Annotated in this window: 29 protein-coding genes; 7 read left to right on the top strand and 22 right to left on the bottom strand. The window is 58.6% G+C overall.

All coding sequences use genetic code 11. The annotated features are described in order from the left end of the window. The first annotated feature begins 1 nt into the window (after nt 1). Together NOR51B_RS04280 and trmB are read left to right on the top strand one after the other, a co-directional pair. A complete protein-coding gene (locus NOR51B_RS04280; protein ID WP_009018885.1) occupies nt 2-400 on the top strand; it encodes a DUF423 domain-containing protein in 399 nt (132 codons plus the stop codon). Next, complete coding sequence (trmB, locus tag NOR51B_RS04275; protein WP_009019253.1) at nt 397-1,095, top strand: tRNA (guanosine(46)-N7)-methyltransferase TrmB; 699 nt, start codon at nt 397-399, stop codon at nt 1,093-1,095. The genes NOR51B_RS04280 and trmB overlap by 4 nt, the downstream gene beginning before the upstream one ends. Here the strand turns inward: trmB and hemW are convergent. The 8 genes from hemW to NOR51B_RS04235 all read right to left on the bottom strand — a co-directional run bounded on the left by hemW (nt 1,092) and on the right by NOR51B_RS04235 (nt 7,187). Next, complete coding sequence (hemW, locus tag NOR51B_RS04270) at nt 1,092-2,243, bottom strand: radical SAM family heme chaperone HemW (RefSeq protein WP_009019151.1); 1,152 nt, start codon at nt 2,241-2,243, stop codon at nt 1,092-1,094. The two genes, trmB and hemW, sit on opposite strands and share 4 nt — an antisense overlap. Then, on the bottom strand, nt 2,227-2,835 hold the full coding sequence (gene rdgB, locus NOR51B_RS04265) for an RdgB/HAM1 family non-canonical purine NTP pyrophosphatase (RefSeq protein ID WP_154647597.1): 609 nt from the start codon (nt 2,833-2,835) through the stop codon (nt 2,227-2,229). Before rdgB ends, hemW begins: the two co-directional genes overlap by 17 nt. A gap of 1 nt (nt 2,836) precedes the next feature. Further along, the gene (locus tag NOR51B_RS04260) at nt 2,837-3,238 is read right to left on the bottom strand and encodes a DUF4426 domain-containing protein (RefSeq protein WP_081444005.1); all 402 of its coding nucleotides are present in this window, start codon (nt 3,236-3,238) and stop codon (nt 2,837-2,839) included. Between the two features lie 11 nt (nt 3,239-3,249). After that, nucleotides 3,250-3,846: a methionine biosynthesis protein MetW gene (metW, locus tag NOR51B_RS04255; RefSeq protein ID WP_040482338.1), complete on the bottom strand. Its 597-nt coding sequence runs from the start codon at nt 3,844-3,846 to the stop codon at nt 3,250-3,252. Further along, nucleotides 3,846-4,988 (bottom strand): homoserine O-succinyltransferase MetX, encoded by a 1,143-nt coding sequence (gene metX, locus NOR51B_RS04250; protein WP_009019246.1) that lies wholly within the window; start codon nt 4,986-4,988, stop codon nt 3,846-3,848. The genes metW and metX overlap by 1 nt, the downstream gene beginning before the upstream one ends. Before the next feature lie 3 nt (nt 4,989-4,991). After that, the gene (locus NOR51B_RS04245; RefSeq protein ID WP_009019736.1) at nt 4,992-5,579 is read right to left on the bottom strand and encodes a YggT family protein; all 588 of its coding nucleotides are present in this window, start codon (nt 5,577-5,579) and stop codon (nt 4,992-4,994) included. A gap of 2 nt (nt 5,580-5,581) precedes the next feature. Continuing rightward, complete coding sequence (gene proC, locus NOR51B_RS04240; protein WP_009020254.1) at nt 5,582-6,415, bottom strand: pyrroline-5-carboxylate reductase; 834 nt, start codon at nt 6,413-6,415, stop codon at nt 5,582-5,584. Nucleotides 6,416-6,497: 82 nt separating this feature from the next. Beyond that, nucleotides 6,498-7,187 carry a YggS family pyridoxal phosphate-dependent enzyme gene (locus tag NOR51B_RS04235; RefSeq protein ID WP_009019630.1) on the bottom strand — a complete coding sequence of 230 codons (690 nt, stop codon included), beginning with the start codon at nt 7,185-7,187 and terminating at the stop codon, nt 6,498-6,500. 58 nt (nt 7,188-7,245) lie between these two features. On the opposite strand from NOR51B_RS04235, the gene NOR51B_RS04230 reads away from it, so the two are divergent. Then, nucleotides 7,246-8,286 (top strand): type IV pilus twitching motility protein PilT, encoded by a 1,041-nt coding sequence (locus tag NOR51B_RS04230; RefSeq protein WP_009021116.1) that lies wholly within the window; start codon nt 7,246-7,248, stop codon nt 8,284-8,286. 22 nt (nt 8,287-8,308) lie between these two features. Beyond that, nucleotides 8,309-9,442, top strand: coding sequence for a PilT/PilU family type 4a pilus ATPase (locus tag NOR51B_RS04225; RefSeq protein ID WP_009019068.1), 1,134 nt, complete (start codon nt 8,309-8,311; stop codon nt 9,440-9,442). On the opposite strand, the gene ruvX is transcribed toward NOR51B_RS04225, so the two are convergent. From ruvX to NOR51B_RS04180, 9 genes are all read right to left on the bottom strand, one after another. Further along, a complete protein-coding gene (gene ruvX / locus NOR51B_RS04220) occupies nt 9,427-9,858 on the bottom strand; it encodes a Holliday junction resolvase RuvX (protein ID WP_009021424.1) in 432 nt (143 codons plus the stop codon). The two genes, NOR51B_RS04225 and ruvX, sit on opposite strands and share 16 nt — an antisense overlap. Further along, nucleotides 9,855-10,457 (bottom strand): YqgE/AlgH family protein, encoded by a 603-nt coding sequence (locus NOR51B_RS04215; RefSeq protein ID WP_009019356.1) that lies wholly within the window; start codon nt 10,455-10,457, stop codon nt 9,855-9,857. The genes ruvX and NOR51B_RS04215 overlap by 4 nt, the downstream gene beginning before the upstream one ends. After that, complete coding sequence (locus NOR51B_RS14830; RefSeq protein WP_009021021.1) at nt 10,457-11,194, bottom strand: energy transducer TonB; 738 nt, start codon at nt 11,192-11,194, stop codon at nt 10,457-10,459. Before NOR51B_RS14830 ends, NOR51B_RS04215 begins: the two co-directional genes overlap by 1 nt. After that, nucleotides 11,184-12,143, bottom strand: a complete 960-nt coding sequence (gshB, locus tag NOR51B_RS04205; protein ID WP_040482335.1) for a glutathione synthase — start codon at nt 12,141-12,143, stop codon at nt 11,184-11,186. Before gshB ends, NOR51B_RS14830 begins: the two co-directional genes overlap by 11 nt. 124 nt (nt 12,144-12,267) lie before the next feature. Next, a complete protein-coding gene (locus tag NOR51B_RS04200; RefSeq protein WP_009018985.1) occupies nt 12,268-12,996 on the bottom strand; it encodes a 16S rRNA (uracil(1498)-N(3))-methyltransferase in 729 nt (242 codons plus the stop codon). Beyond that, nucleotides 12,996-13,844 carry a methylenetetrahydrofolate reductase [NAD(P)H] gene (gene metF / locus NOR51B_RS04195; RefSeq protein WP_040481752.1) on the bottom strand — a complete coding sequence of 283 codons (849 nt, stop codon included), beginning with the start codon at nt 13,842-13,844 and terminating at the stop codon, nt 12,996-12,998. The genes NOR51B_RS04200 and metF overlap by 1 nt, the downstream gene beginning before the upstream one ends. Nucleotides 13,845-13,854: 10 nt before the next feature. Then, on the bottom strand, nt 13,855-15,246 hold the full coding sequence (gene ahcY, locus NOR51B_RS04190) for an adenosylhomocysteinase (protein ID WP_009019652.1): 1,392 nt from the start codon (nt 15,244-15,246) through the stop codon (nt 13,855-13,857). Between the two features lie 45 nt (nt 15,247-15,291). Then, nucleotides 15,292-16,452 carry a methionine adenosyltransferase gene (gene metK, locus NOR51B_RS04185; RefSeq protein ID WP_009019174.1) on the bottom strand — a complete coding sequence of 387 codons (1,161 nt, stop codon included), beginning with the start codon at nt 16,450-16,452 and terminating at the stop codon, nt 15,292-15,294. Further along, on the bottom strand, nt 16,449-17,462 hold the full coding sequence (locus NOR51B_RS04180) for an ArsR/SmtB family transcription factor (protein WP_154647596.1): 1,014 nt from the start codon (nt 17,460-17,462) through the stop codon (nt 16,449-16,451). Before NOR51B_RS04180 ends, metK begins: the two co-directional genes overlap by 4 nt. Nucleotides 17,463-17,558: 96 nt before the next feature. Between NOR51B_RS04180 and rpiA the strand changes: the two genes are divergently transcribed. Beyond that, nucleotides 17,559-18,230 (top strand): ribose-5-phosphate isomerase RpiA, encoded by a 672-nt coding sequence (rpiA, locus tag NOR51B_RS04175; protein ID WP_009021713.1) that lies wholly within the window; start codon nt 17,559-17,561, stop codon nt 18,228-18,230. A 7-nt stretch (nt 18,231-18,237) separates the two neighbouring features. Here rpiA and NOR51B_RS04170 read toward each other — a convergent pair whose 3' ends face one another. Beyond that, nucleotides 18,238-19,653, bottom strand: coding sequence for an FAD-binding oxidoreductase (locus NOR51B_RS04170; RefSeq protein ID WP_009021146.1), 1,416 nt, complete (start codon nt 19,651-19,653; stop codon nt 18,238-18,240). A gap of 153 nt (nt 19,654-19,806) precedes the next feature. Between NOR51B_RS04170 and serA the strand changes: the two genes are divergently transcribed. Continuing rightward, nucleotides 19,807-21,036: a phosphoglycerate dehydrogenase gene (gene serA, locus NOR51B_RS04165; RefSeq protein WP_009020434.1), complete on the top strand. Its 1,230-nt coding sequence runs from the start codon at nt 19,807-19,809 to the stop codon at nt 21,034-21,036. Nucleotides 21,037-21,043: 7 nt separating this feature from the next. Then, nucleotides 21,044-21,220: a hypothetical protein gene (locus NOR51B_RS15365; RefSeq protein ID WP_009018860.1), complete on the top strand. Its 177-nt coding sequence runs from the start codon at nt 21,044-21,046 to the stop codon at nt 21,218-21,220. A gap of 114 nt (nt 21,221-21,334) precedes the next feature. Here the strand turns inward: NOR51B_RS15365 and fba are convergent, their stop codons facing one another. The 4 genes from fba to tkt are packed head-to-tail and all read right to left on the bottom strand — an operon-like array spanning nt 21,335 to nt 26,592. Then, nucleotides 21,335-22,384, bottom strand: a complete 1,050-nt coding sequence (fba, locus tag NOR51B_RS04160; RefSeq protein WP_009019819.1) for a class II fructose-bisphosphate aldolase — start codon at nt 22,382-22,384, stop codon at nt 21,335-21,337. A gap of 19 nt (nt 22,385-22,403) precedes the next feature. After that, the gene (locus NOR51B_RS04155; RefSeq protein ID WP_009019836.1) at nt 22,404-23,558 is read right to left on the bottom strand and encodes a phosphoglycerate kinase; all 1,155 of its coding nucleotides are present in this window, start codon (nt 23,556-23,558) and stop codon (nt 22,404-22,406) included. Then, nucleotides 23,555-24,595, bottom strand: coding sequence for a type I glyceraldehyde-3-phosphate dehydrogenase (locus NOR51B_RS04150; protein WP_009020350.1), 1,041 nt, complete (start codon nt 24,593-24,595; stop codon nt 23,555-23,557). Before NOR51B_RS04150 ends, NOR51B_RS04155 begins: the two co-directional genes overlap by 4 nt. Continuing rightward, on the bottom strand, nt 24,592-26,592 hold the full coding sequence (gene tkt, locus NOR51B_RS04145; protein ID WP_009019373.1) for a transketolase: 2,001 nt from the start codon (nt 26,590-26,592) through the stop codon (nt 24,592-24,594). Before tkt ends, NOR51B_RS04150 begins: the two co-directional genes overlap by 4 nt. Between the last annotated feature and the right edge of the window lie 44 nt (nt 26,593-26,636).

Below are 26,636 nucleotides of genomic sequence, written 5' to 3'. Positions count from 1 at the left end.
AATGACTGAAGCCCGGCGCCGCTGGCCCCTGCTGTTGGCGGCATTCTTTGGCGCTACCGGAGTCATCGCAGGCGCGTTCGGTGCGCACGCATTGCAACAGACGGTCGCGCCTGAATATCTGCAAGTGTGGGAGACCGCTGCCCGTTACCAGCTGCTGCATGCGCTCGGGTTATTCGCGTTAGCGCTGTTTTCCTGGGTGGTACCGCTTCCGGGTGCGCTGCGTTGGACGCAGTGGCTTTGGTGCGGAGGTATCCTCATTTTTTCAGGCTCGTTATACGCGCTGGTACTGACCGGAGAGCGCTGGTTGGGCGCCATCACGCCCTTCGGCGGCGCGGCCCTGATACTGGGGTGGGCGGCCATTGCCGTCGCGGCGATTCGCCAGCGGGCGCCGGCGTCATGAGCGATCCCAAGCCCCACGCAGCCCATCCGCCCATCCGCAGCTTCGTACTCCGTGCCGGCAGGCTTACTGAGGGTCAGCGCCGGGCGCTGGAGGTCGGTTGGCCCCGGTACGGGCTGGATCCGGAGGATGGTCTTCTTGATTGGGATCGCGCGTTTCCCCATTCGGGCCGGCGTGTGCTGGAAGTAGGCTTTGGCATGGGTGATTCGCTGCGCCAAATGGCGGAGGCCGATGCACACACCAATTTTGTGGGGGTTGAGGTGCACCGACCCGGAGTGGGTCGCCTGCTGGCCGACGCACTGACCCTGAAGCTGGACAACTTGCGGGTTTATGAAGCGGATGCGGTGGCGGTCCTCGGGGAGTGTATTGCGCCGTGCTCCATCGACGGGATCAACATCTTTTTCCCCGACCCCTGGCACAAAAAGCGGCACCACAAGCGACGCCTCATCCAGCCCGAGTTTATTGCCATGGCGGCGACACGGCTCCGCACTGGCGGGATCCTGCATTTGGCCACGGACTGGCAGCCTTATGCGGAGCATATGCTCGAGGTAATGGAAGGCGAATCCGCGCTGATGAATTGCTCGGCGCAAGGTGGCTATTGCGAACGGCCTGAGTATCGACCGGAAACGAAGTTCGAGCGTCGCGGTGCCCGGCTCGGACACGGCGTTTGGGATTTGCTGTTCGAAAAACGGCCTTAAGCGTCGAAAAATTCGCCGACTACGTCGTCGAGAAAACGCCACCCCAGTGCGGTGGCGCTGATGTTTGAGTCACCTATCGCGATAAGGCCTTTGCTCTCGAGCGATCGCAGCGTTTCGTTGACGCTGCCAGTCCCAAGCCCGGTCCGTTGAAGCAACAAGTCCGTACTGAAGCCCTGCCGCAAGCGCAGTGCGTTCATCATGAATTCTCCGGCCAAATCAGATGCCGCAACCCGTGTTTGTTTCGGTGGCGCCTGATCCTTGATGGACTGGAGGTAATCCCGCGGCAGCCGGGTACGCTGGGTACGCAAAATACCGGTGCTATCCGTGATTTTGCCGTGGGCACCAGCGCCAACCCCCAAATAGTCACCAAACTGCCAGTAATTGAGATTATGGTGGCATTGCTGCCCGGGTCGCGCGAAGGCCGACACTTCATACTGTTCAAAGCCCTGGCCGAGTAACAACGCTTCACCGCGCTCCTGAATGTCCCCTAGCGCCTTCTCCTGCGGCAGGATCGGGGGGCGTTTGAAAAATTCGGTATTGCGCTCAATCGTTAGCTGATACCAGGAGAGGTGGTCGCCGCCGCAGGCCAAGGCCTGGTTGAGGTCATCAAGGGCACTTTCGACCGATTGATTCGGCAATCCATGCATCAGGTCAATATTGAAGCGATCGAATCCGGCGCTTCGCGCAAGCTCCGTCGCGAGCCTGGCATTTGACGCCGTATGAATTCGGCCCAGGCGGGTTAATTGTTTATCGTCAAAGCTCTGTACGCCAATGCTCAGGCGGTTCACCCCGGCCGCGCGGTACCCGATATAGCGGGACGCTTCCGCACTACCTGGGTTGGTCTCGAGGGTAATCTCAGTCCCTGCCGGCAGGTGTGCAACCCTGGCTACGCCATCGAGTAGTTTGCCGATGGCGTCGGCGCTGAACAGGCTCGGTGTTCCGCCGCCGATAAAAATCGAGGCAATGGGACGGCTATCGATCCATTGTTCCTGCGCCTCAATATCGGCAAGCAGCGCGGCGACATAGACGGGTTCCAGGTCGGGTTTGAAACCCTCATGGCTATTGAAGTCACAGTAGGGGCACTTGCGTTCACACCAGGGTATGTGCACATAGAGCGCCAGCGGCGGGGGGTCAAGCTCGCTGTTCAAGAAGACGTTTCAGTGCGTCGACGGCCAGCCCGCGGTGGCTGGTGGCACGCTTTTCAGCCGGGCTCAACTCGGCCGCATGCCGGGACGTGTGGTCGGGCACAAAGAGTGGATCATAACCAAAGCCCTGATCGCCCCGGGGCTCGCTGGCAATCCGTCCCAGCCAGGTACCTTCAGCGATAATCGGTGACGGATCGCTACTGTGCTGCAAAAAAACCAGTACGCAGACAAACCAGGCACGGCGGGAGTCACCACTGAGCCCCGACATTGCCGTCAGTAGTTTTCGATTGTTGCCGATATCGCCTTCGCCGGAGTAGCGTGAGGAATAGATACCGGGTTGCCCATCGAGCGCCGGGACTACCAGCCCTGAGTCATCGGCGATGCTGGGTAAGCCCGTTATCTCTGCGGCATGTCTCGCTTTTATCAGCGCGTTTTCGACAAAGGTGAGGCCGGTTTCATCGGCGTCGTCGACGTTTAAGTTCCCCTGGGGAACCAGCTCCCAGCCGAGGTCCTGTAAGGCATATTGCAACTCTTCGAGCTTGCCGCGATTGCCACTGGCGAGCACCGCCCGGTGCGTCGGATGGGGGCTCGCCACCTTAATCCTGAAGCCACAGCTGGGTTTTAAACTTATAGCGATAGCGGGTGTCCGCACCTTCCGGCTTAAAGCTGAATTCAAAGAAACGCCACTCGCGGTCGATGAACTTAAAAGGCGCGATGTAATAGGTGGCATCGCCCTCGCGAATTTCCTCGAAGTCCAGCGTCGAGCGATGGATTAAATCCCAGGTTTCGCCTTCAATCTGCATGGGCCGACCCGCGGTCTCGCCCGCTTCTGCGTCGCGCACCGACAAGGTCAGAATGGCTTTTTTGTCGCCGCGCGTAATACCGTACTGCGCGGCGATGTCAGCCGTGAGGAAGGTGGTGTAAACCACGCTGCGATGCAGCTCAAAACGATCAAAACGCTCGCTCTGCTGGGCGACGCCGGCGGTTGCCCAGAGCAGGAGGAGGGGCGCTAGCCACCGCGCCGCCGCAGGCGATAGATGGCGGTGACTGCAAAGGCATTGGGCCAGAGGCGAGCCAGTATTTGCGAGCTGCCACCGCCCACGGTGTCCTTGGCAATTAGTTCGATGTCGAGGGAGTCGCACAGGTGTTCAAAGTCCTTAACGGTACAGAAGTGGATATTGGGTGTGTCATACCAACTATAAGGCATCACCTTGGAGACTGGCATTCGTCCGCGAAGACCCAGGTACAGACGGCATCGCCAGTGGCCAAAATTGGGGAAGGTGACGATGGCCTCGCCGCCGATGCGCACCATGTGCTCAAGCACGCGATGGGGCCGGTGCAGCACCTGTAGGGCGTGTGCCATTACGACGGTGTCGAAGCTGTTGTCGGGAAAGTTGGGCAGGCCGGCATCCATGTCCTGCTGAACCACACTCAGTCCCTTGGCAACCGCTTCGCTGAGATTATGCAGGTCGATCTCAAGACCGGTACCGCTCACTTCGAGTTCGTGCTCGAGTTCGGCGAGAAACTCGCCATCGCCACAACCGAGGTCAAGCACCCGACTACCCTTGGGAATCCAGCGCTTGATTTGGGTCAAATCCAGTCGCATCAGCACCCTACCCGAGCCATATAGGCGGTGAACAAAGGCAGATAACCTGGAACATCAATGAGGAACGAGTCATGCCCCTCATTGGCTTCAATATCAGCGTAGGTGACGGGTTTGCCTTCAGCGAGCAGTGCGTCGACCAGTTCCTGGGACCGTGCCGGTGAGAAGCGCCAATCACTGGAGAATGACAGTACCAGGAACGACGCGGTTGTATTGGCGAGCGCCCGGCGCAGGTCTCCATCGTGGTCACGACTGATATCAAAAAAGTCGAGCGCCCGTGTCATCAGCATGTAGGTGTTGGCATCAAAGCGGGTAGAAAACTGAGCGCCCTGATAGCGGAGATAACTCTCTACCTGGAAGACTACCGCGTCACTCTCCTCGCTACCCAGCGAACCCTCACGCAGCTCCCTGCCAAACTTGTCACTCATACCGTCGGCCGACATATAGGTCAGGTGGCCTACCATGCGTGCCAGGCCCAGCCCCTTTTCCGGAATACGATCGTTTTGGTAGTAATGGCCGTCCAGCCAATCGGGATCTGACAGAATGGCGTGACGAGCAATCTCATTGAACGCGATATTCTGTGCCGAGAGGCGAGGCGCTGACGCGAGGACTACACAGTGGTCAAGCCAATCGGGATAGCTGACCGCCCACTGCAGTGCCTGCATACCGCCCAGGCTGCCGCCAATTACCGCGGCCCATCGCGAAATACCCAGCCGTTGCGCGAGGCGTCGCTGTGATTCTACCCAATCGTCAATTTGTATTTGGGGAAAGTCGGGTCCCCAGGGCGACCCTGTTGCGGGATTGATGCTGGCGGGGCCGGTAGACCCGTGGCACCCGCCTAAATTGTTGACCGACACCACGAAGAAGCGGTCCGTATCGATAGCTTTGCCGGGGCCGATAGCCACGTCCCACCACCCCGGCTTGCGCTCGTCTCTGGAATGAAATCCGGCGGCGTGATGATTGCCGCTGAGCGCGTGGCAGATCAAAATGGCATTGCTGGCGTCAGCGTTGAGCACCCCGTAGGTTTCCAGCACCAGCTCAAAGCGATCAAGCGTTCGCCCACAGGCCAGGGTTAAAGGTTCTTCGAACACCTCTACAAAAGGGATAACCAGGCCAACACTGCCCGCAGAGTCGACGCCTGTCATGGTTTAAAGCCCAATGACCAACCGCGCCGGGAGCTCAACGGCAACAGCCATATGGCGCAGGGCAATTTGCAGAACATTGATGAGGATAAACAGCAGTATCGGTGAAAAATCCAGGCCGCCGAAGTTGGGCAGCAGCGATCGAAACGGTGCCATCACGGGTTCGGTGATTTGATAAATAAGGAGAATGGCGGGATGACGGCTGCCTGCGGCTACCCAGCTTAGGATAATCATTGCCAGCAGCGCAAAAAAATAGGTGTTAACCAACAGGCCAAGAATCCCAACACATGACCACAGGATAATAATGGCGGGATTGGGGGGCATGTAGCCAATCAGGAGCAAGGTCAGGGCGATGCCGAGACTCTGAACCAGCAGGGCTAACGCGACGCAAGACAGATCGATTCGGCCTGACGAGGGTAAGCCGCGCCTGAGAACCCGCAGCGGCGGGTTGGTAACCCGGGCGATAAACTGGGATATGGGGTTAAAAAAATCAGCCCGCGACGCGTGAAGAATCAGCCGCAGGATGATGAGTATCAGGTACAGCGACGTAACGGTTTGTATCAGGTAGATACCAATCTCGGTGGTGGCTCCCATAATTACTCGAGCTCCTTGGTCATGACTTCGGCACGTGACTTACAGGCGAGCATCGCTTCGCGCACCAGCGTTTCCAGTCCGCCCTCCTGAAAGGCCTTCACGGCCTGCTCGGTGGTGCCTCCCGGACTTGAGACGTTGCGCCTGAGATCAGACACCGATATCTCCACCGAGCTCGCCAGGGTGGCGGCGCCCAGCGCGGTCTGCAATGTCAGGTCGGTAGCGGTTTTTCGGTCCATACCCATTTCTACGGCGACGTTAATCATCGCCTCCATGAAGGCAAAGAAATAGGCGGGGCCGCTTCCGGATACGGCAATTACGGTATCGATATCGGTTTCGTGGTCGACCCAGAGCGTGCTGCCCACCGCTGCCATGGCGTCCGTGGCGAGATCGCGCTGTAACGCACTGACGCCCGCATCGGCGTACAGTCCTGCCACACCGCGGCCCACCAGAGCCGGCGTATTGGGCATACAGCGCACAATGGCGACGTCCTCGCCGAGATAGGATTTGAGCGCTTTGACACTGATACCCGCTGCGATAGACATGACGACGGTACCCTCGGGTATGGTGCCCCTGAATCCGGAAGCCACCGCTCGCATGATCTGCGGCTTGACCGCCAGTACTATCAGGTCGGCGTCGCTCACTATCGCCCCCGCATCGTCCACCGTACGCGTGACGCCCATTTCAACCAGTGCGCGCTGCGCGTCGGGTGACGGGTCGGCGACGGCAATCGTGTCTTCGGGCTTGCCTTTTGCCAACAGCCCGCCAATGATCGCCCGGGCCATATTGCCGCCGCCGATGAAAGCAATTCGTGATGCGTCGCCGTGTTGTGATGCCATGGGGCTTGATTCCTCGATCGTGAAGGCGGTGAGTATAGCGCTGATCAGCGTATCAGGGCGGCTACGCCTGTGTTTGAGCCCGTTATTGGCGGGCACCGAACAGGTCGGTACCCACGCGAACAATGGTGGCCCCTTCGGCAATGGCGGCCTCGAGGTCTGAAGACATTCCCATCGACAGTGTGTCGAGGTGGGGCAGCGAGTCGGACAGGGATTCCAGCAAATGCCGTAGTGCGGCGAAGGGCTGCCGCTGCTTTACCGGGTCGGTCTCGGGTGCCGGTATCGCCATCAGTCCGCGCAGTGTGATACCGGGCAGTGACGCTACGGTGGCAGCCAGGTCGGGGACCTGGCCGGGAAGCACGCCGGACTTGCTCGGTTCACCCGAAATATTCACCTGCAGGCAAATATTCAGAGGTCCCAGCGCCTCAGGGCGCTGCTCGCTGAGTCGTCGCGCGATTTTCAGCCGGTCCACACTGTGGACCCAGTCGAAATTGGCGGCGATGGTCCGCGTCTTGTTTGACTGTAGGGGGCCGATGAAGTGCCATTCGAGGCCCAGGTCCCGCAGTTCTTCTATCTTGGTTTCCGCATCCTGAAGATAGTTTTCGCCAAAGGCATGAAGCCCCGCCTCAGCGGCCGCCCGCACCATCGCGGCAGGCTTGGTCTTACTGACAGCCAGTAGGGCGACACACTCGGGATCACGGCCTGCCGCTGCGGCGGCATCGGCGATGCGATCTCGAACTTTTGATACATTCGTGGCTATCTCTCGGGCGTCCATAATGACATGATACTGGAAGCGGGCGCCGTGCGCGGCCAACGATGAGGAAACGCTATCTATGGATATTACTGAGCTGCTTGCCTTTAGCGCCAAGCAAGGCGCATCGGATCTGCACTTGTCAGCGGGGCTGCCCCCGATGATCCGGGTGGATGGCGATGTTCGGCGTATCAATATTCCACCGCTTGAGCACACGACGGTTCATGACCTCATCTACGACATCATGAACGACAAGCAGCGCAAGGACTTCGAGGAGTTCCTGGAAACCGATTTCTCCTTTGAGGTCCCCGGTGTTGCGCGCTTCAGGGTCAACGCGTTCAATCAGAACCGCGGCGCCGGTGCGGTGTTCCGGACGATTCCGTCAAAAGTGCAGACCATGGATGATCTGGGCCTGACCCAGGTATTCAGGGATGTCTCACTCCTGCCCCGAGGGCTTTGTCTGGTCACGGGACCCACCGGATCGGGTAAATCGACCACCCTCGCCGCGATGGTCGATTTTATCAACGACAACCGCTACGACCACATTCTGACCATCGAAGATCCGATTGAATTTGTTCACGAGAGTAAGCGCTGCCTGGTCAACCAGCGAGAAGTACACCGCGATACGCTGGGATTCTCCGAGGCTTTGCGCTCCGCACTGCGGGAAGATCCCGATATTATTCTGGTCGGCGAGATGCGGGATCTGGAGACTATTCGGCTGGCACTCACCGCTGCAGAGACGGGTCACCTTGTGTTCGGTACCTTGCATACGACATCGGCGGCCAAAACCATTGACCGGATTATTGATGTCTTTCCTGCCGCCGAGAAGTCGATGGTTCGATCGATGCTGTCGGAATCTTTGCAGGCCGTGATTTCGCAGACCCTGCTCAAGAAGCGCGGCGGTGGCCGGATTGCTGCCTTTGAGATCATGCGCGGGACTTCGGCGATTCGTAACCTGATTCGCGAAGATAAAGTGGCGCAGATGTACTCGGCGATTCAGACCGGCCAATCGATCGGCATGCAGACCATCGACCAAAGTTTGCAGAACCTGGTGGACAAAAAATTGATTTCGGTTGAAGTCGCACGTGAAAAGGCGCGTCAGCCGGACAGTATTATTGCCTGAGGACGACCACGGGAGATAGACCATGGATATACAGCAGTTTTTAAAAGTAATGGTGAATCGCAGTGCGTCCGATGGCTTTCTCACGGTGGCCTCAGAGCCCGTCATCAAGGTCGATGGCGAGCTGATAAAGCTCGATGAGGAGGTGCTTGGTGCAGAGCAGGTGGGTGCTCTGATTGACGGAACGCTCTCCGATGTACAGCGCCGCGAGTTCCGTGAGCACCACGAATGTAATTACGCCATCAACGATGATCAATTTGGCCGCTTCCGCGCAAGCGCCTTTATCCAGCGTGGCCTGCCTGGCCTTGCACTACGTCGCATCAGTGCGGAGATTCCTTCGATTGAGGATCTCAATCTCCCGCCCATTATTGAAAAGCTGGCGATGATCAAACGGGGTTTGGTGATTTTCGTGGGTGGTACGGGTACCGGTAAATCCACGTCGCTGGCGTCAATGATTGATTATCGCAACCGCAATAGTCACGGCCACATCATTACGGTCGAGGATCCCATCGAGTTTATACACAGCCACAAAGGCTGTCTCATGACCCAGCGGGAAGTGGGTATCGATACGGAATCCTACGAGGTGGCCTTGAAGAACACGCTGCGTCAGGCACCCGATGTCATCATGATCGGCGAGGTTCGTACAGCTGAAACCATGCAGGCCGCGTTGTCCTTCGCCGAAACCGGCCACCTGTGTCTGTGTACACTGCACGCCAATAATGCCAACCAGGCGCTCGACAGAATCCAGAGCTTCTTCCCTGAAGGGAAACAAAAACAGGTCTGGATGGATCTTTCGCTTAATATGAAGGCCATGGTGGCGCAGCAGCTATTACCGCGTCGTGACGGCGATGGCCGAACGCCCGTGATTGAGGTGTTGCTGTCGACACCCTTGATACAGGATCACATCCGGAAGGGCGAAGTGCACATGATCAAGGAGCTGATGGAGCGCTCCACAGAACTGGGTATGCAAACCTTTGATCAAAGCCTTGTGGAGGCCTATAAAAAAGGCCTTATTACCGACGAACAGGCTGAACGGAACGCGGATTCAGGCAATGATGTTCGACTTCAAATCAAACTGCATGAGCGCGGTCAGAGCGCCTATCGCGACGGCGCCGATTTGGATCTGGAAGTGGAGCGTACGCGTCAGCGGGGCATGTGAAGCTCGAACCAGGTATTGAGGATCAGCGCCGCCGCCTCATCATCGATGGGGTCGGTAGTGTAGTTACCGTTATGACCACGATCCCGGGACTGACTTTTCGCTTCCCGTGAGGTCAGGCGTTCATCGACCAGATCGACGGGTTTCGCAAAACGACCGTTCAGTTGTCGGCTGAACTTGGCCGCGCGAGCGCCCATCTCGCTATCGCTACCATCCATATTCAGTGGTTTACCCACAACCAGGTGGTCGGGTTGCCACTCGCCGATCAGGCGTTCGATCTGCGACCAGTCCGGTTTGCCGTCTCGTGCAGTGACGATCGCCAGCGGTTTGCCCTGGCCCAAAAGCGTATTGCCAATCGCTACGCCGATTTGACGCAGGCCATAATCAAAACCCATTACCGTAATCGGGGAGTCATTCATGCATGCCCCGATTCGCTGGTCATCAGATTGATGTCGAACCCGAGTGTTTGCGACGCTGCATTGAGACGTTCCCCGGCGGGGACTGAAAAAAGAATATCTTCCCAGGCGGGTGCGGTTATCCAGCTGTTGCTGGCCAGCTCGGCCTCCAGTTGGCCCGGTCCCCAGCCCGCGTAGCCCAATGCTATCAGGCGCTTTTTAGGGCCGGCTCCATGAGCGATCGCGGCCAGAATATCCTGTGAGGTGGTCATGCAGATCCCCGCTGTGACCTCGAGCGACGCATCCCACTCTCCTTCGGCACTGTGCAATACAAACCCGTGATCGACATCGACCGGCCCACCGGCGAGGATTGGCTCTTCAAGCAGCGATCCGGAGGCGATAATCTCCAGGTGCTCCAGGATATCAACAACGGATAAATCCAGAGGCTGATTGATGACAATGCCCATGGCGCCTGCCTCGCCGTGCTCACATAGGTAGGTTACCGAGCGTGCAAAAAAGCCCACATTCAGCGCGGGTGTCGCAATCAATAGTTGGCCGCGTAAAGAATCTCCGATGCGCTGCTGCCTGGGCGGGGGTCTCGGCGGTTGCTGGCGGGCAGGCATTAGCTGGCGTCGCTCGTTTGCTGCTCGCGGAATTGCCAGGTCCGTACGATTTCAAGGCGATCGGTTTGCGCGCGCAGTGCCGCCGGAAAGGCGGGGAAGGGTGCCGCCTGCTGAACCGTCTGGATCGCAGCGCGGTCAAGGTCGCCATTGCCGGAGGAAGCAAGAATACGGATTCCCAGTAGTGTCCCATTGGCGGCAACCGTCACCAGCAGGCGAACGTCACCATTGGTGCGATAACGCTCACCGCCGTAGAGTGTATTTCCCACCCGCTCAACCCGGGCGCGCCAGCGCGCCAGATAATCAGCATCCAGCGCACGTCGCGCAGCGACCTGGCCAATACGTGCTTTTGACGGCGTATTGGCGTCGGATAGGGCCATTACCTCCCGCTCCAGCTCATCGATTTGCGCACGAAGCGCGTCGGCACTTGTCGGGCCGTTACCCACAGAGCCCCCGGGCTCGGCGGCGATGGCTACGGTGGTGGTTGGGCGCTGCTTCGCTGCATAGCTCGCTGCAATATCCCCGAATTGGTCATTGGCGGCGATATGGGTGGCATCGAGCGGTGCTGCGGTTGACGGTGTCAGCGCCAGAGTGACCGCGATTTGCCGACGTTCGGGCTCATCGCTGGTAATAAAGTTAAAGCCGATCCCAAAAATAACCAGCAAATGAAGGGCAGCAGCGGCAATCGCCGATGGCCAGATTGGATCCTCAATGACGTTGGCAAGGCCACTAACGGCCAAGAGATCCCAACTCCGTTTCGATACAGGACATCAGTGATCCCGCGATATCGGGAGAGGCCTCGCGCTCGATCTCGCGCAGGCAGGTGGGGCTGGTCACATTGATTTCCGTGAGGTAGTCGCCGATAACATCGAGTCCGACAAAGAAAAGGCCCCGCTCGCGTAAAGCCGGACCGACCTGCTCGGCGATCCATTGATCTCGCTCGCTGAGTGGTTGTACCCGACCGTTTCCACCCGCCGCGAGGTTACCCCGGGTCTCGCCGGCGAGCGGGATGCGCGCCAGACACCAGGGCACAGGCGTACCGTTTATCATCAGAATCCGCTTATCGCCGTCCGAGATCTCCGGCAGATATTTCTGCGCCATGATGGTCTCGCTCCCGTGCTGGGTGAGTGACTCGAGAATGACACTTAAATTGGGGTCGTCGGGTTTAACCCTGAAAATATTACTGCCGCCCATACCATCCAGCGGCTTGAAAATAACGTCTCCGTGCAGCCCGTGGAAGCCACGCAAGCGTTCCGGGTCTCGACTCACCAGAAGCGGCGGACAGCAGTGGGGGAAGTGGGTCGCAAACAACTTTTCATTGCAGTTTCGTAAACTCTCACAACGATTGACGATCAGCGTTCCCTTGCTCTCCGCTTCCTCGAGTAGGTGGGTGGTGTAAAAAAATTCCATATCGAAAGGCGGATCCTTTCGCATGAGGATGACGTCGAGTTCCGCGAGCTCCCGGTTTGCGGGTTCATCAAGCGCGTAAAAGTTGTTGGGATCGTCAAATACCTGGAGTGGGCGCATCATTGCCCGACTCACACCGGCGTCGATAAACAAATCACGTTGTTCCATATAGAAGAGTGACCAACCGCGATCCCGGGCGGCCCACAGCAGTCCCAGGGTAGTGTCTTTTTTGAAATTGATCCCGGCGATGGGATCCATTACTACGCCGACGCGACGACTCAAGGTGTTGTCCTCAATTGATGGGAGATTGTACGTTACGAGGTAGCCTCGCCAGCCGCAAGCCACGAATAGCTCGACGTGGCCCATGGTATCAAGCATGGTATCAAGAAAGCGTCGTACGCTTCCCTCAGGTCTGGAGGTCGCCCCAGCGATTGCCCAGAACCGATAGTGCGACAACCGGCGCCGTCTCGGTACGCAGCACCCGGGGTCCGAGTTGCAGGCGCTGAAACCCGGATGCCTCCGCAAGCTCGAGCTCACTCTCGGTCAGGCCACCTTCGGGACCGATCAGTAATGCGACGCGGTCCGGTTTTTCTTCGGGAAGCGCCGTCGCGCTGCGATGATCGAGCACCAATTTCAGGGGTGCCTCGACGCGTTCAAGCCACGGCCTAAGCTGGGTCGGCGATGATACCCCCGCGAGGGTGCTGCGTCCGCACTGTTCACAGGCACTGATAACAATGTTGTGCCAATGGGTGCGTTTTTTCTCCTCCCGCTGGGGGTTCAGCCGTACTTCCACCCGTTCGCTGACCAGCGGTGTAATGTGGGCAACCCCGAGCTCCGTGGCTTTCTGAACGGCCCAATCAAATCGATCGCCCTTTGACAGCGCCAGCCCCAGTTCTACCTCCAGTGGAGAGGTCGTCCCATTGGTTGCTACCGAATGCACCTCGATGCTGACACTGCGTTTTGTCACTGTGGTGATGGTCGCGTGGTAATCCTCGCCGTCGCCGTTGAATACAGTCAGGGGTTGGCCGGAATCCAGACGCAGAACCCGGCCTATGTGCAAGCTGGCGTTGTCGGGGAGCGTAAACTCTGCCCCCTGTGCAAGCGGTAAATCGGCAAATATTCGAGGGGTCCGCATTACGGGGTATCGATCAGTCCCAGATTAGCGGCAATGGTCAGTGTCGGCTCTACCTGATTCATGGTGTAAAAATGCACCCCGGGCGCACCACTTTCCTGCAGGGTGGCGCAAATCTGGGTCACCACTTCGATGCCGAACTTGCGCACACTCTCCTGGTCGTCGCCGAAACCCGCTACCCGCTGACGGATCCACCGTGGAATCTCCGCGCCGCAACTGCCGGCGAATCGCTCGAGGTTGGTAAAGTTGACGATCGGCATGATTCCCGGGTGAATCGGCTGCTCGATCCCCGCGGCCTGGCAGCGATCGAGAAAGTAAAAGTAGCTGTCGACGTTAAAAAAGAACTGGGTAATGGCTTTGTCAGCCCCCGCGTCGAGCTTTTGTTTGAGGTAAAAAATATCGGTCTCGTAGCTCTTTGCCTGGGGGTGGATTTCCGGATAAGCCGCCACGGCAATCGAGAAGTGGTCACCGCTGTGCCGACGGATGAAATCCACCAGTTCATTGGCATGGACGAGGTGGCCGCCACCACCCATACCCGATGGAATATCCCCGCGCAGGGCGACCAATCGAGAAATCCCCATCTCTCGATAGCGCTCAAGCAATGCAGCCATCGCCGCTTCGTCGTCGGCACCAAAGCTGAGATGAGGGGCCACGTCCTGACCCTCCCGCTGGAGACCGTCAACAACCCCTACGGTGGTTTCCCGAGTCGACCCGCCGGCCCCATAGGTCACCGAACAATACTCGGGAGCCAGTGGGGCGAGCGCCGGCAGTGTCTGTTCGACAAGCTTCACTCTCCCCGCCTCTGTTTTTGGCGGGAAGAACTCGAGGCTGACCTCTTGGTTACTGGTCATCGGCGTGTCCTCAGTACTTGTAGCTATCCGGCTTGAACGGGCCATTGGCATCGACACCGATATAGTCCGCCTGTTCGCTGGTGAGCTTGGTGATCACACCACCGAAACCCTGCACCATAAAGGCAGCAACCTGCTCATCGAGGTGCTTGGGCAGTACTTCAACGGTAATCGCCGCCGCTTTTTCCTCGGCGGGAAGGTCGGCGAACTTCTTGGCGTAAACGTGAATCTGCGCCAGCACCTGATTGGCAAAAGAGCCATCCATGATCCGCGAGGGATGGCCGGTGGCATTCCCGAGGTTAACCAGACGCCCTTCGGAGAGCAGCAGCAGATAATCATTCTGTGCGCGGTCGCGATAGATGCGATGAACCTGGGGTTTGATTTCCTCCCACTCCCAGTGCTCGCGCATGTAAGCGGTGTCGATCTCGTTATCAAAGTGGCCAATATTGCAGACCACCGCCGTCGATTTCAGCGCTCGCAGCATGGCGGCGTTGCAGACATCGTAGTTACCCGTGCTGGTGACAATCAGGTCTGTGCTGCCCAGGAGTTGCGTGTCAACGGAAGCATCGGTGCCATCATTCACCCCATCGATGAAGGGTGATACGACTTCAAAGCCGTCCATACAGGCTTGCATGGCGCAAATCGGGTCGGCTTCGGTGATTCGAACAATCATTCCTTCCTGGCGCAACGATTGGGCAGAGCCCTTGCCCACATCGCCGTAGCCGATGACCAGCGCCCGCTTTCCAGAGAGCAAATGATCCAGGCCTCGCTTGATGGCATCGTTCAGGCTGTGGCGACACCCGTACTTGTTGTCGTTCTTTGACTTGGTGACCGCATCGTTAACGTTGATTGCCGGCACTTTAAGCAGTCCCTTGGCCTGCATCTCGTACAGGCGGTGTACGCCGGTGGTGGTCTCTTCGGTAATCCCGTGGACGTTATCGAGCATCTCCGGGTACTTGTCGTGCAGCATCATGGTCAGGTCGCCACCATCGTCGAGGATCATATTGGCATCCCAGGGTTGGCCATCTTTAAGAATGGTTTGCTCGATACACCATTCGTACTCTTCCTCGGTCTCACCCTTCCACGCGAACACCGGGACACCGGCACCTGCAATGGCGGCGGCGGCGTGATCCTGCGTGGAAAAAATATTACAGGAGGACCAGCGGACCTCAGCACCGAGCGCCACCAGGGTCTCGATCAACACCCCGGTTTGTATGGTCATGTGGATGCACCCGAGAATACGGGCACCTGCAAGGGGTTGCTCGCCCCGGAAATGTTCGCGCAGTGCCATCAGTGCGGGCATTTCGCTTTCGGCGATCTCGAGTTCTCGGCGTCCCCAGTCGGCCAGGCTGATATCGGCGACTTTGTAGTCAGTAAAATTTGCAGTGTTTACAGCGGTATTCATGATTCGCGTCCTTGGTCGGTTGCGTGGATTTCGTGTTTGGAAAATTTAGTGGGCGGCGCTTCGCAGTGCATCGGCACGATCGGTGCGCTCCCAGGTGAAGTTGTCGTCATTGCGACCGAAATGGCCATAGCTTGCCGTGGCCTGGTAGATCGGTCGCTTGAGGTCGAGCATGTCGATAATGCCCTTGGGTCGAAGGTCGAAATGGTCGCGTACCAGCGCAACGATCTGCTCATCGCTGATCGCTCCGGTGCCAAACGTATTGACCGAAATGGAGGTCGGCTCAGCCACCCCAATGGCATAGGAGACCTGAATCTCGCAGCGCTCGGCAAGTCCGGCCGCCACAATATTTTTAGCGACATAGCGCCCGGCGTAGGCGGCGGAGCGATCCACCTTGGAAGGGTCCTTGCCGGAGAACGCGCCACCACCATGGCGCGCCATACCGCCGTAGGTATCGACGATGATTTTTCGTCCGGTCAGGCCACAATCACCCACCGGGCCGCCGATTACGAATATCCCGGTAGGGTTGATGTGAAAGCGGGTATCCCCGTGCAGCCACCCGGCGGGTAAAACGGGCTTGATGATGTGCTCCATCACCGCCTCATGGATATCAGCCTGGGAAATGTCGGGATCGTGCTGGGTCGAGAGTACGACCGCGTCAACCTTGATTGGCTTACCGTCGCTGCCATAACGCAGGGACACCTGGCTTTTGGCATCGGGCCGCAACCAGGGCAGCGTTCCGTTTTTCCGCAACTCCGCCTGCTTTTCCACAAGGCGATGGGAGTAGTAGATGGGGGCTGGCATCAGAACATCGGTTTCGCTGCTGGCGTAGCCGAACATAAGACCCTGGTCACCGGCACCCTGTTCCTTGCTGTCGTCCTCGTCGACACCTACCGCAATGTCGTGGGATTGTTTGCCGATCGCATTGAGCACGGCGCAGGATTCACCGTCGAAGCCCACGTCGGAGCTGGTATAGCCAATACCGGTGACCACTCTGCGGACCACTTCCTCGAGGTCGACGTAGGTATCCGTGGTCACTTCTCCGGCGACCACTACCATCCCAGTCTTGACCAGCGTCTCAACAGCCACCCGCGCGTCGGGATCATCCCGGATAATACTGTCTAGAATGGCGTCTGAAATCTGGTCGGCCATTTTATCGGGATGACCTTCGGATACCGATTCCGAAGTAAATAGTGAGTACTCGCTCATTTTAAATCTCCAGTAGATTCGGACCGGCGAAACAACCGGACCTGGATTTGAAAGCCGTTTCGTTGGGCGATGAATACTTCGGCGCTGGCGGTAAGACCGGTACCCTCGGCCCAATGTGACAACTGTGCGGGTTCAAAGCCCAGCCAGAGGTCACCGCAGTGCTCCCGTGCCCACGCCTGGTCATGGGCGCAGAGTTCGCTGATGATCAATGCGCCCCCTGGCTTCAGGTGTGCTGCAGACGCGGCGAATACTTTCTCGGGGTGGGGCGTGTGGTGCAGCACCATATTGGCTACCACGACATCGAAGCACTGGTCTGCGAGGGCGCCGGCGCCGATATCCCCCTCGATAAACGTGACCGCCAAACCGGGGTCGATTTTGGTGCGGGCGATATCCAGCATCGCCGGGGAGTTGTCCAGCGCAGTGAGGTTTGTAACGCGCTCGGCAAGTGCGGGGAGGAGGTCGCCCTCTCCGGGGCCGATTTCCAGTACCGAGGCGTCGTCGGCCAGCGCCAGCGTGTCGAGGAGGTGTAGCGAGGCGTCGGCATAGTCGCTGTAGGACGCGATCATTTCCCTGTTTTCGCGAAACTGGGTGAGGTGGTCGCGAAAGAAATTCAGCGAGTTGAGCTCCCGCTGGTGGTGCACTTTTGCCAGGCTATCCACCAGTTCTTCATCGAGAGCGACGTCGTCAAGAGCCGCATAAACCGCCTGTAATAATGCTTTGTCGGGCCCGTCGGGCACCTGCCGGCGATAGAAAATAGCCGTGCCCTCGCGGCGCCTGACCAGCAGATCGGCGGCGACCAGGACTTTGAGATGGTGGCTTAAAGCGCTCTGTCTGAGATCAAACACATCACACAGCTCGGATACGCTGAAGGAGTCGCCATGCAATACCCGCAAAATATTCAGCCGCAACGCATCGCCGAGTGCCTTGAACAGGCTCGGATAATCGACAGCAGATTTTTGCCCCGCCGCGGGGCGCATGGGCAGGGGGGTAACAGTGTTGACATTGGACATCGGCACAGATTACCAGCGCCTTTGTCTTTTATCAAAATATTTTGATGGAAGCCGCGGTGTATAATCACGCCTATCTTAAGATTGAGTGAACAGCCCTTGGACAAAGCCCAGTTAAAAGCCCAGGTCGCTGCCGCGGCGATTGAGCGTGTTGCCGCGCTGCATAACGATGATCTCGTGCTGGGTATTGGCACGGGTAGTACAGCGGAGGCCTTTATTCAGCTCCTGGGTCCGCTGCGAGCGCGCATCGATACCACGGTGTCCAGCTCGGAACGTTCAAGTACGCTGCTTCGCGAGATGAATATCCCGGTTTCGGATCTCAATGCCGTGGGTGAAGTGGATATCTACGTCGACGGCGCCGATGAGGCCAATGCGGATCTCCAGCTGATCAAGGGCGGGGGCGCGGCACTGACCCGCGAGAAAATTGTTGCGGGGGCTTCCAGGCAGTTCATTTGTATCGCCGACGAGAGCAAGCTGGTACCCACCCTCGGCGCGTTTCCCCTGCCGGTGGAGGTTATTCCCATGGCACGAAGTTATGTGGCTCGCCAAATTGTCGCACTCGGGGGTCAGCCGGTCTGGCGCGAGGACGTAGTCACCGACAATGGCAATGTTATACTCGACGTCTTCAATCTGTTAATCGACCAGCCCCTGACCCTCGAAGGTCAACTCAATGATATTCCCGGAGTTGTGTGCAATGGTTTATTCGCCCTGCGCGCCGCGGACGAACTGTTACTCGGAACACCTGACGGCGTTCGATCCCTGACCCGATAGTCGGGTTTTACTCCGCGGATGGCTGAGCGGGGAACACTTTACCCGGATTCATGATGTTATCCGGGTCAAATGCCGCCTTGATACTCCGCATCAGCCCGATCTCCGCCTCGCTGCGCGAGTACCGTAAAAAGTCACGCTTCAAAAGCCCCACGCCGTGCTCGGCGGAAATACTTCCGCCCTGGGCCGCAATCTCGGTAAAGATTTCCGCCGATACCGTTTTGCAGCGCGCCTGAAATTCATCCATGGGTACGCTCTCGGGCTTGAGAATATTCAGGTGCAGGTTGCCGTCGCCGATGTGTCCATACCAAACTACCTCAAGGTCGGGATAATGGCGGTCGACAATCTCCTCGACGGCGGCGAGAAATCCCGGGACCTTGGCTACCGTGGTTGAAATATCGTTTTTATAGGGTGTCCAGTGGGATAGCGTCTCGGAGATATCCTCCCGCAGGCGCCAAAGGGCGCGAGCCTGCGCGACACTCTGACTCATGACCGCATCGGCGACCCAGCCCGACTCCATGCACCGCTCAACTATCATAAGAATCTGCGCCTCGGTATCCTCTCCGAGATGCTCGAATTCAAGAAGCGCGTAATAGGGTGTGACCTCGTTGAACGGGCGCTGCAACCCCTGCTGCTGAACGACTTTTTGCAGCGCCAGCTCGGAAAAAAACTCGTAGGCCAGCAAGTCGATTTCCGACTGGAAGGCGGCCAGTACCTGCATGATGGACTCCATGTCAGGGAGTCCCAGAACAATTACCTGGGGATTTCGGGGCGGAGTGCAGAGTCGAACCGTCGCTTCGACAATCAGGCCGAGAATGCCCTCGGAACCAATCATCAAATGACGCAGATCAAGGCCCGTATTGTTCTTGACGAGTCCCCGGTTCAAGTCGAGTAACTCGCCGGTGCCGGTGACGACCTTGAGCCCGGCTATCCACTCCCGTGTCATGCCGTAGCGAATCACCTGAATGCCACCGGCGTTGGTGGCGATATTGCCGCCGATCTGACTGGAGCCGCTGGAGGCAAAATCCACCGGATAATGCAGCCCGGCATCACCGGCGCGCTGCTGTATCTGCTCGGTAATCACGCCGGGGCCGCAGCACAGTGTGCGCTCGGTCAGGTTCACGTCCGAGAGGGTATTCATTCGGTCCATGGCGACTACCAGTTCGCCGGCGGCGGCTACCGCGCCACCACTCAACCCGGTGCGCCCACCCGAGGGTACCAGCGGCGCCTCGAAGCGGCGCGCGACCGCAACAATATGCTGTACCTGCTCAATCGTCTTCGGCAGCACGATCGCGCTCGGTGCGGGCTCCGCAAAACGGGTCCAGTCGCGACCGTAATGGGTCAGCGAATCGGCGTCGGTGAGTATCTGATCGGGACCCAGCTGTTGCCGCAGCGCGTCGAGCAGCTCGTTGGAGGCGGTGAACATGTGTTAATCCTGTGGGGTGATAGCGGCCATAATGACGCATTTACCTGCGCAGGCCATGGTAACATCGCCGCCCTTCGTGGGTGCGCCCCGGTCTAAACGTGCCGATGGCGCCTGTACCGCGAGACTCTATTGCCGCGAATCCGAGGAATTACCGTGAGCCAGACCTCGCTCAACAAAGACAAAATCAAGTTCCTGTTGCTCGAGGGCATTCATCCCTCGGCGGTGACCCGGCTGCAAAGTGCCGGCTATACCAATGTGGTGACCCATGACAAGGCACTCTCGGGAGACGCGCTAAAAAAAGCCATCGCCGGCGCCCACTTTGTAGGGATACGCTCGCGCACGCAGCTCACGGAGGACGTGTTCGCTGCCGCGGATAAGCTGGTCGCGGTGGGTTGTTTCTGTATCGGTACCAACCAGGTTGATCTTGAGGCCGCCGCATCGCGGGGCATTCCCGTATTCAATGCACCCTACTCCAATACCCGGTCGGTGGCGGAGCTGGTGATTGCGGAGGCGATTCTGCTGCTGCGGGGCATCCCGGCCAAGAACGCGGCCGCCCACCGTGGACAGTGGATGAAAAGTGCGACCAATTCCTTCGAAGTTCGCGGGAAAACCCTGGGTATTGTCGGTTACGGTAATATTGGTATGCAGCTCGGTGTGATTGCTGAAGGCCTGGGTATGGTTGTCGAGTTTTACGACTCGGTGGCGAAGTTGCCGTTGGGAAATGCCCGGCAGATACCCGAGCTCGACACCCTGCTCGGTCGCGCCGATGTGGTTAGCCTGCACGTGCCCCAGACGCCTTCTACCGCCAATATGATAGGTCCTAGCGAGCTCTCGGCAATGAAGGCCGGTGCCATCCTGATCAATGCATCGAGGGGCAATGTGGTGGATATCGATGCTCTGGCCGAGGCGCTGACATCCGGTCATTTGCTGGGTACCGCGATTGATGTATTTCCGGTGGAGCCCAAATCCAACGACGACGAATTTGTATCGCCCCTGCGCGGCATCGATAACGCGTTGATTACGCCCCATATTGGCGGCAGCACGGTTGAGGCCCAGGCCAATATAGGCACCGAAGTGGCTGAAAAGCTCACCCGCTACAGCGATAACGGCACGACCTTGTCCGCAGTTAATTTCCCTGAAGTCGCGTTGCCCGAGCACGATGACCAGCACCGGTTGCTACACGTGCACCGAAATGTGCCGGGTGTGATGGGCGCCTTCAATAGGATCTTCTCAGAGAGCGGTATTAACATCTGCGCGCAATATTTGCAGACGATCAACGATATTGGCTATGTCGTTGTGGATGTGGATTCGGAATACTCTGAGCGTGCACTGGCACAGCTTCGGGCGATCGAGGGCACACTGCGCTGTCGGGTGTTGTTCTGATTGATCGATGGCAGAGTTAATGGCGGCGTCTTCATTGAAGCACCGTAAGTGGCCACTGCCCTATCCGTGGGATGAACACCGAAGCAGTGCAGCAGTCGACCGGCTTGCTGGAGCGTCGACGCGTGGGCCGCCTGGTACACCGGTGCCGATCGAGCCCGGCGAGCAGCTCAAGCTGCTCGAGTAAAGCGGGGGTTGAGCCGCCGGAGCCAGGTACAATGTGATACACGAAGCCTGTGCGGGGAGCGCGATGATCCCTGAGATCTGCAGTGAAGCGAAAGAAAGGTCATCGCGGCGGGCGTTAGAGTGCGCCGCTGTCGTAGGCGGCTTGAACACCTTCGAGGGACATCGGATTGATTTTGTGTGCCTGTCCCGCGGTGCCAAACGCCTCATAACGCGCGATGCAAATGTCGCGCATCGCCTTCAGGCTTTCGCCCAGGTATTTGCGTGGGTCAAATTCTGCAGGGTGCTCGGCCAGATAGCGCCGGATCGAGCCGGTGGCGGCCAGGCGCAAATCGGTATCGATGTTGACCTTACGTACTCCGTGTTTGATGCCCTCTACCACCTGTTCGACAGGCACGCCGTAGGTTTCGGGTATTTCACCGCCGTTGGCGTTGATAATTTGCAGCCAGTCCTGGGGCACGGCTGAGGAGCCGTGCATGACGAGGTGGGTATTCGGTATGCGCCGGTTGATTTCCTTGATTCGATCAATGGCGAGGATGTCGCCCGTGGGCGGACGGGTAAACTTGTAGGCGCCATGGCTGGTACCGCAGGCAATGGCCAGTGCATCGACGCCGGTGTCGGCGACAAACTGGGCCGCCTCCTCGGGGTCTGTGAGCATTTGGTCGAGGGTCAGTTTGCCCTCGGCGCCAATGCCATCTTCTTCTCCGGCCTCGCCGGTTTCCAGTGATCCGAGACAGCCGATCTCCCCCTCGACGGAGACGCCGCAAGCGTGTGCCATATCAACCACCGCCCTGGTAACCCGCGCGTTGTAGGCGTAGTCGGTGGGTGTTTTGCCATCTTCGCCCAGTGAACCGTCCATCATGACCGAGCTGAAGCCGAGCTGGATTGAGCGCTGGCAGACGGCCGGGGACGTGCCGTGGTCCTGATGGACCACCACGGGTATGTGCGGGAATTCATTCATGGCGGCTTCCATCATCGCCCGCAGGAAGGGGGCTCCGGCGTACTTCCGCGCTCCGGCACTCGCCTGCATGATGACCGGAGAGTCGGTGGCATCGGCCGCTTCCATAATGGCTCGGGTCTGCTCGAGGTTATTGACGTTGAACGCGGGCACCCCGTATTGGTGCTCTGCGGCGTGGTCGAGTAGTTGTCTGAGACTGATCAAAGCCATTTCAATTCCTCCAGGGTTTTCAATTGTGCGCGCGGTCTTCCAGGATCGCTACCGCCGGTAGCGTTTTGCCCTCGACATATTCCAAAAAGGCGCCGCCACCGGTAGAGATATAGGAAACCCGGTCACCAATACCGAAGGCATCAATCGCCGCGAGCGTATCGCCACCGCCGGCGAGTGAGAAGGCGTCGCTGTCGGCGACGGCTTCGGCGATTGCGCGGGTACCCTTCGCAAAGGCATCGAATTCAAAAACGCCGACGGGGCCATTCCATAAAATGGTACCGGCCCCTTTTAGCTGCTCGGCGATAGTGGCTGCCGCTCTGGGGCCAATATCGAGGATCATATCGTCCTCGGCGACTTCTGCGGCGAGCTTGGTCACGGCCGGCGCATCAGCGCTGAATTGCTTGGCAGTGACGACATCGACAGGCAGGGGTATTCGGGTTTTATCCATCAGGCGGCGCGCGGTATCGAGCAACTCGTGTTCACAGAGCGACTGACCGACCGGGTAACCCGCTGCCGCCAAAAAAGTATTGGCAATGCCACCGCCAACAATCAGCGCGTCGCATTTTTCGGCCAGTTGCTCAAGTACGTCGAGCTTGGTTGATACCTTCGAGCCCCCCACGATAGCCACCATGGGTGGTCTCGGAGCGGCGAGTGCCTTCTCGAGTGCGTCGAGCTCGGACACCAGCAAAGGCCCGGCGCACGCTTCTTTCGCAAACTGCGCCACCCCATGGGTCGACGCCTGCGCCCGGTGCGCCGTGCCGAAGGCATCCATGACAAACACATCACACAGTGCCGCGTAATCCCTGGCGAGTGCCTCATCGTTACTCTTCTCGCCCACGTTGAAACGAACATTTTCCAGCAGTGCGATCGATCCAGGTACTATCGCTGCCTGCTTCCACTCTTTGATCAGCGTGACCGGCCGGCCAATCAGCTCTCCAAGCCGAGTGGCTACCGGTGCCATTGAGAATTGGTCATCAAATTCGCCTTCAGTGGGCCTGCCCAGGTGCGACATCACCAGAACACCGGCACCGGCGTCCAGAGCCATTTTCAGTGTGGGCGCTGCGGCCACGAGGCGGGCATCGCTCGAGATAACGCCGTCGGCAATAGGGACATTGAGGTCTTCGCGAATCAGCACTCGCCTGCCGTCGAGGTTGAGGTCGGCCATATGCTTCATGGATTGCGGTCTCCGTTGGCATTCATACGATGCAGCGCCAGCGCTATATCCACCAGGCGGTTGGCATAGGCCCATTCATTATCAAACCAGACCAGCACTTTGACCAGGTGGTCGGCGCTCACCTGGGTTTGGCTGGCATCGACCACACCGGAGCAGGCCTCACCGGCAAAGTCGCAGGAAGCCAGCGGCTCGGTCGTAAAGCCGAGAATCCCCTTCAGTGAGCCTGCGGACGCCGTTTGCAATATATCGTTCACGGTCTCCGCGGAGCAGGGCTCACGGGTATAGACCGCAAGATCGATCGCCGAGACGTTAAGCGTTGGCACCCGCAGCGCATGAGCGGTGAGCTTACCCGAAAGCTCAGGCAGGATGCGCTGTATACCAACGGCCAGCGCCGTATCCACCGGGATTATCGATTGCGAGGCGGCGCGTGTTTTCCGAAGGTCGGTATGGTGGTAAGCATCGAGTACGGGCTGGTCATTCATTGCCGAATGGATGGTGGTGATAGTGCCTGCCGTAATGCCCAACTGCTTATTCAGTACATCCAATACCGGCACAATGGCATTGGTAGTGCAGGATCCGGCGGAAATGATCAGCTGGTCCCGTTGGAGCTGTTCGTTGTTAATGCCCCAGACAATGGTCGCATCCACGTTGGCTTTGGCTGGCTGGGAAAACAGGACGCGGTGGGCGCCTGCGCTCAGGTGTAGTTCGGCGGTGGCGCGGTCGGTGAAAGCGCCGGTGCACTCAAGCACCAGGTCGATATCGTGTTGCGCCCAGGGTAGCTTTTCCACGTCGGGCTGATGGGTCAGGGCAATTGAGCGCCCATTGACGATGAGCGCACCATCATTGCCCTCAAGCGCGCCGGTAAAGCGGCCGTGGGTGGAGTCGTAGCGCGCGAGGTGCAATACGGTGGCAGCGTCCCCGATTTCGTTAATTGCACATAGTTCCAATTCGGAACCAGCGTCGGCGCGCTGGTGCAATACCCGAAAGAAGGTGCGGCCAATGCGGCCGAATCCATTGATGGCAAGTTGCGATTTCAATCGAGGATGACGTCTTCGACGGCGGAAACCACCGCTTCAACGGTGATATCGAAGTGTTCAAACAGCGCGCCGGCTGGGGCCGATTCGCCGAAACTGGTCATGCCAACCACGCGACCATCAAGGCCGACGAACTTGTACCAGTAATCCGTGTGTGCAGCCTCCACCGCCACCCGTGCCAGGGCATCGCTGGGTAAGACCGACTCGCGGTACATGGCGTCCTGGCCACTGAAGGCTTCTGCGCAGGGCATCGATACCACGCGAATTCCTCGGCCCTGCGCCGTCAATTGTTGCGCTGCTTCGACGGCGAGACCGACTTCGGAGCCAGTGGCGATAATAATGGCGTCGAGTTCACTCGCTTCATCCACCAGTACGTAACCGCCTCTCTCGATATTGGCGATCTGATCATCGCTGCGGATCTGGTGGGGTAATCCCTGCCGAGAAAATACCAGGGCTGTAGGGCCGGTATCGCGCTTGACCGCCATTTTCCAGCTGACGGCAGATTCGACGGTATCGCAGGGGCGCCAGGTGCACAGATTGGGTGTGCTGCGCATGGCGGTGAGCTGCTCGACCGGCTGATGGGTTGGACCATCCTCGCCCAGACCAATCGAGTCGTGGGTGTAAACGAACACGGCTCGCTGCTGCATCAACGCCGCCATACGCAGCGCGTTGCGGGCGTATTCCATGAACACCAGAAAGGTGGCACCGTAGGGGATGAAGCCCCCGTGTAACGCAATCCCATTCATCATTGCCGACATGCCAAATTCCCGCACGCCATAATTAACGTAGTTACCGCTGGCGTCATCCCTGCTCAGCGGAGCCGAACCGGCCCATAGTGTCAGATTGGAACCCGCAAGATCCGCCGACCCCCCCAGCAGCTCGGGTAGCATGGGTCCCAACGCGTTCAGGGCCTGTTGCGATGCTTTGCGCGATGCCACATCGGCGCCCTCTTCTGCGCACTGGCGGATATAGGCATCGATGCCCGCATCAAAATCATCCGGCAAGTCACCGCACATGCGCCGTTCGAAACTCGCCGCGAGATCGGGGTGGACACCTTTATAGCTGGCGAAGCGCCGCTGCCACTCAGACTGGGCGGCGGCACCCCGATTACCGGCGTCCCAGCCCGCATAGATGTCATCGGGAATCGAGAATGCCGGATGGGCCCAGCCGAGGGCCTCTCGGGTTGCCGCGACTTCGTCTTCGCCGAGAGGCGCGCCATGGCAGGATTCAGAACCCGCTTTGTTTGGACTGCCCTTACCGATGACGGTCTTACAGCAGATCAACGTGGGCCGTCCGTCCTCGGCTTTTGCAGTGGTGATGGCCGATTCGATGGCCGCTGGGTCGTGGCCATCGACATCCGCGATGACCTGCCAGCCATAGGCGTTGAAGCGAGCGGGTGTATCATCGGTAAACCAGCCCTCTACCTCGCCATCGATCGAAATACCGTTGTCGTCGTAGAACGCAATCAATTTGCCCAGACCCAGTGTTCCCGCCAGCGAGCAGACCTCGTGGGAGATGCCCTCCATCAGGCAGCCATCGCCCAGAAAAACCCAGGTATGGTGGTCAACGATTTGATGCTCGCCCCGGTTAAACTGGGCCGCGAGGACTTTCTCGGAAAGCGCCATGCCAACTGCGTTGGCCAGCCCCTGACCCAACGGGCCCGTTGTGGTTTCCACACCAGGCGCGTAACCGTACTCGGGATGACCCGGGGTTTTGCTGTGCAACTGTCGAAATTGCTTCAATTCGTCCAGCGGCAAATCGTATCCGCTCAGGTGCAGTAGCGAGTAAATCAGCATCGATCCATGACCGTTGCTCAGCACGAATCGATCACGATCCACCCATTTGGGATCGGCGGGGTTGTGCTTTAGGTGGTCGTTCCAGAGCACTTCGGCAATGTCGGCCATGCCCATTGGCGCACCGGGGTGCCCGCTTTTGGCGGCTTGGACCGCGTCCATGCTCAACACACGAATGGCGTTGGCGAGTTCATAACGGGAAGGCATTGCGCGGACTCCGGCTTGGAAAATAAAGGGCCCGTATTGTCGGT

It is taken from the genome of Luminiphilus syltensis NOR5-1B (genome assembly GCF_000158175.1).
Taxonomy (GTDB): domain Bacteria; phylum Pseudomonadota; class Gammaproteobacteria; order Pseudomonadales; family Halieaceae; genus Luminiphilus; species Luminiphilus syltensis.
This window is presented reverse-complemented; position numbering and strand designations above follow the sequence as displayed.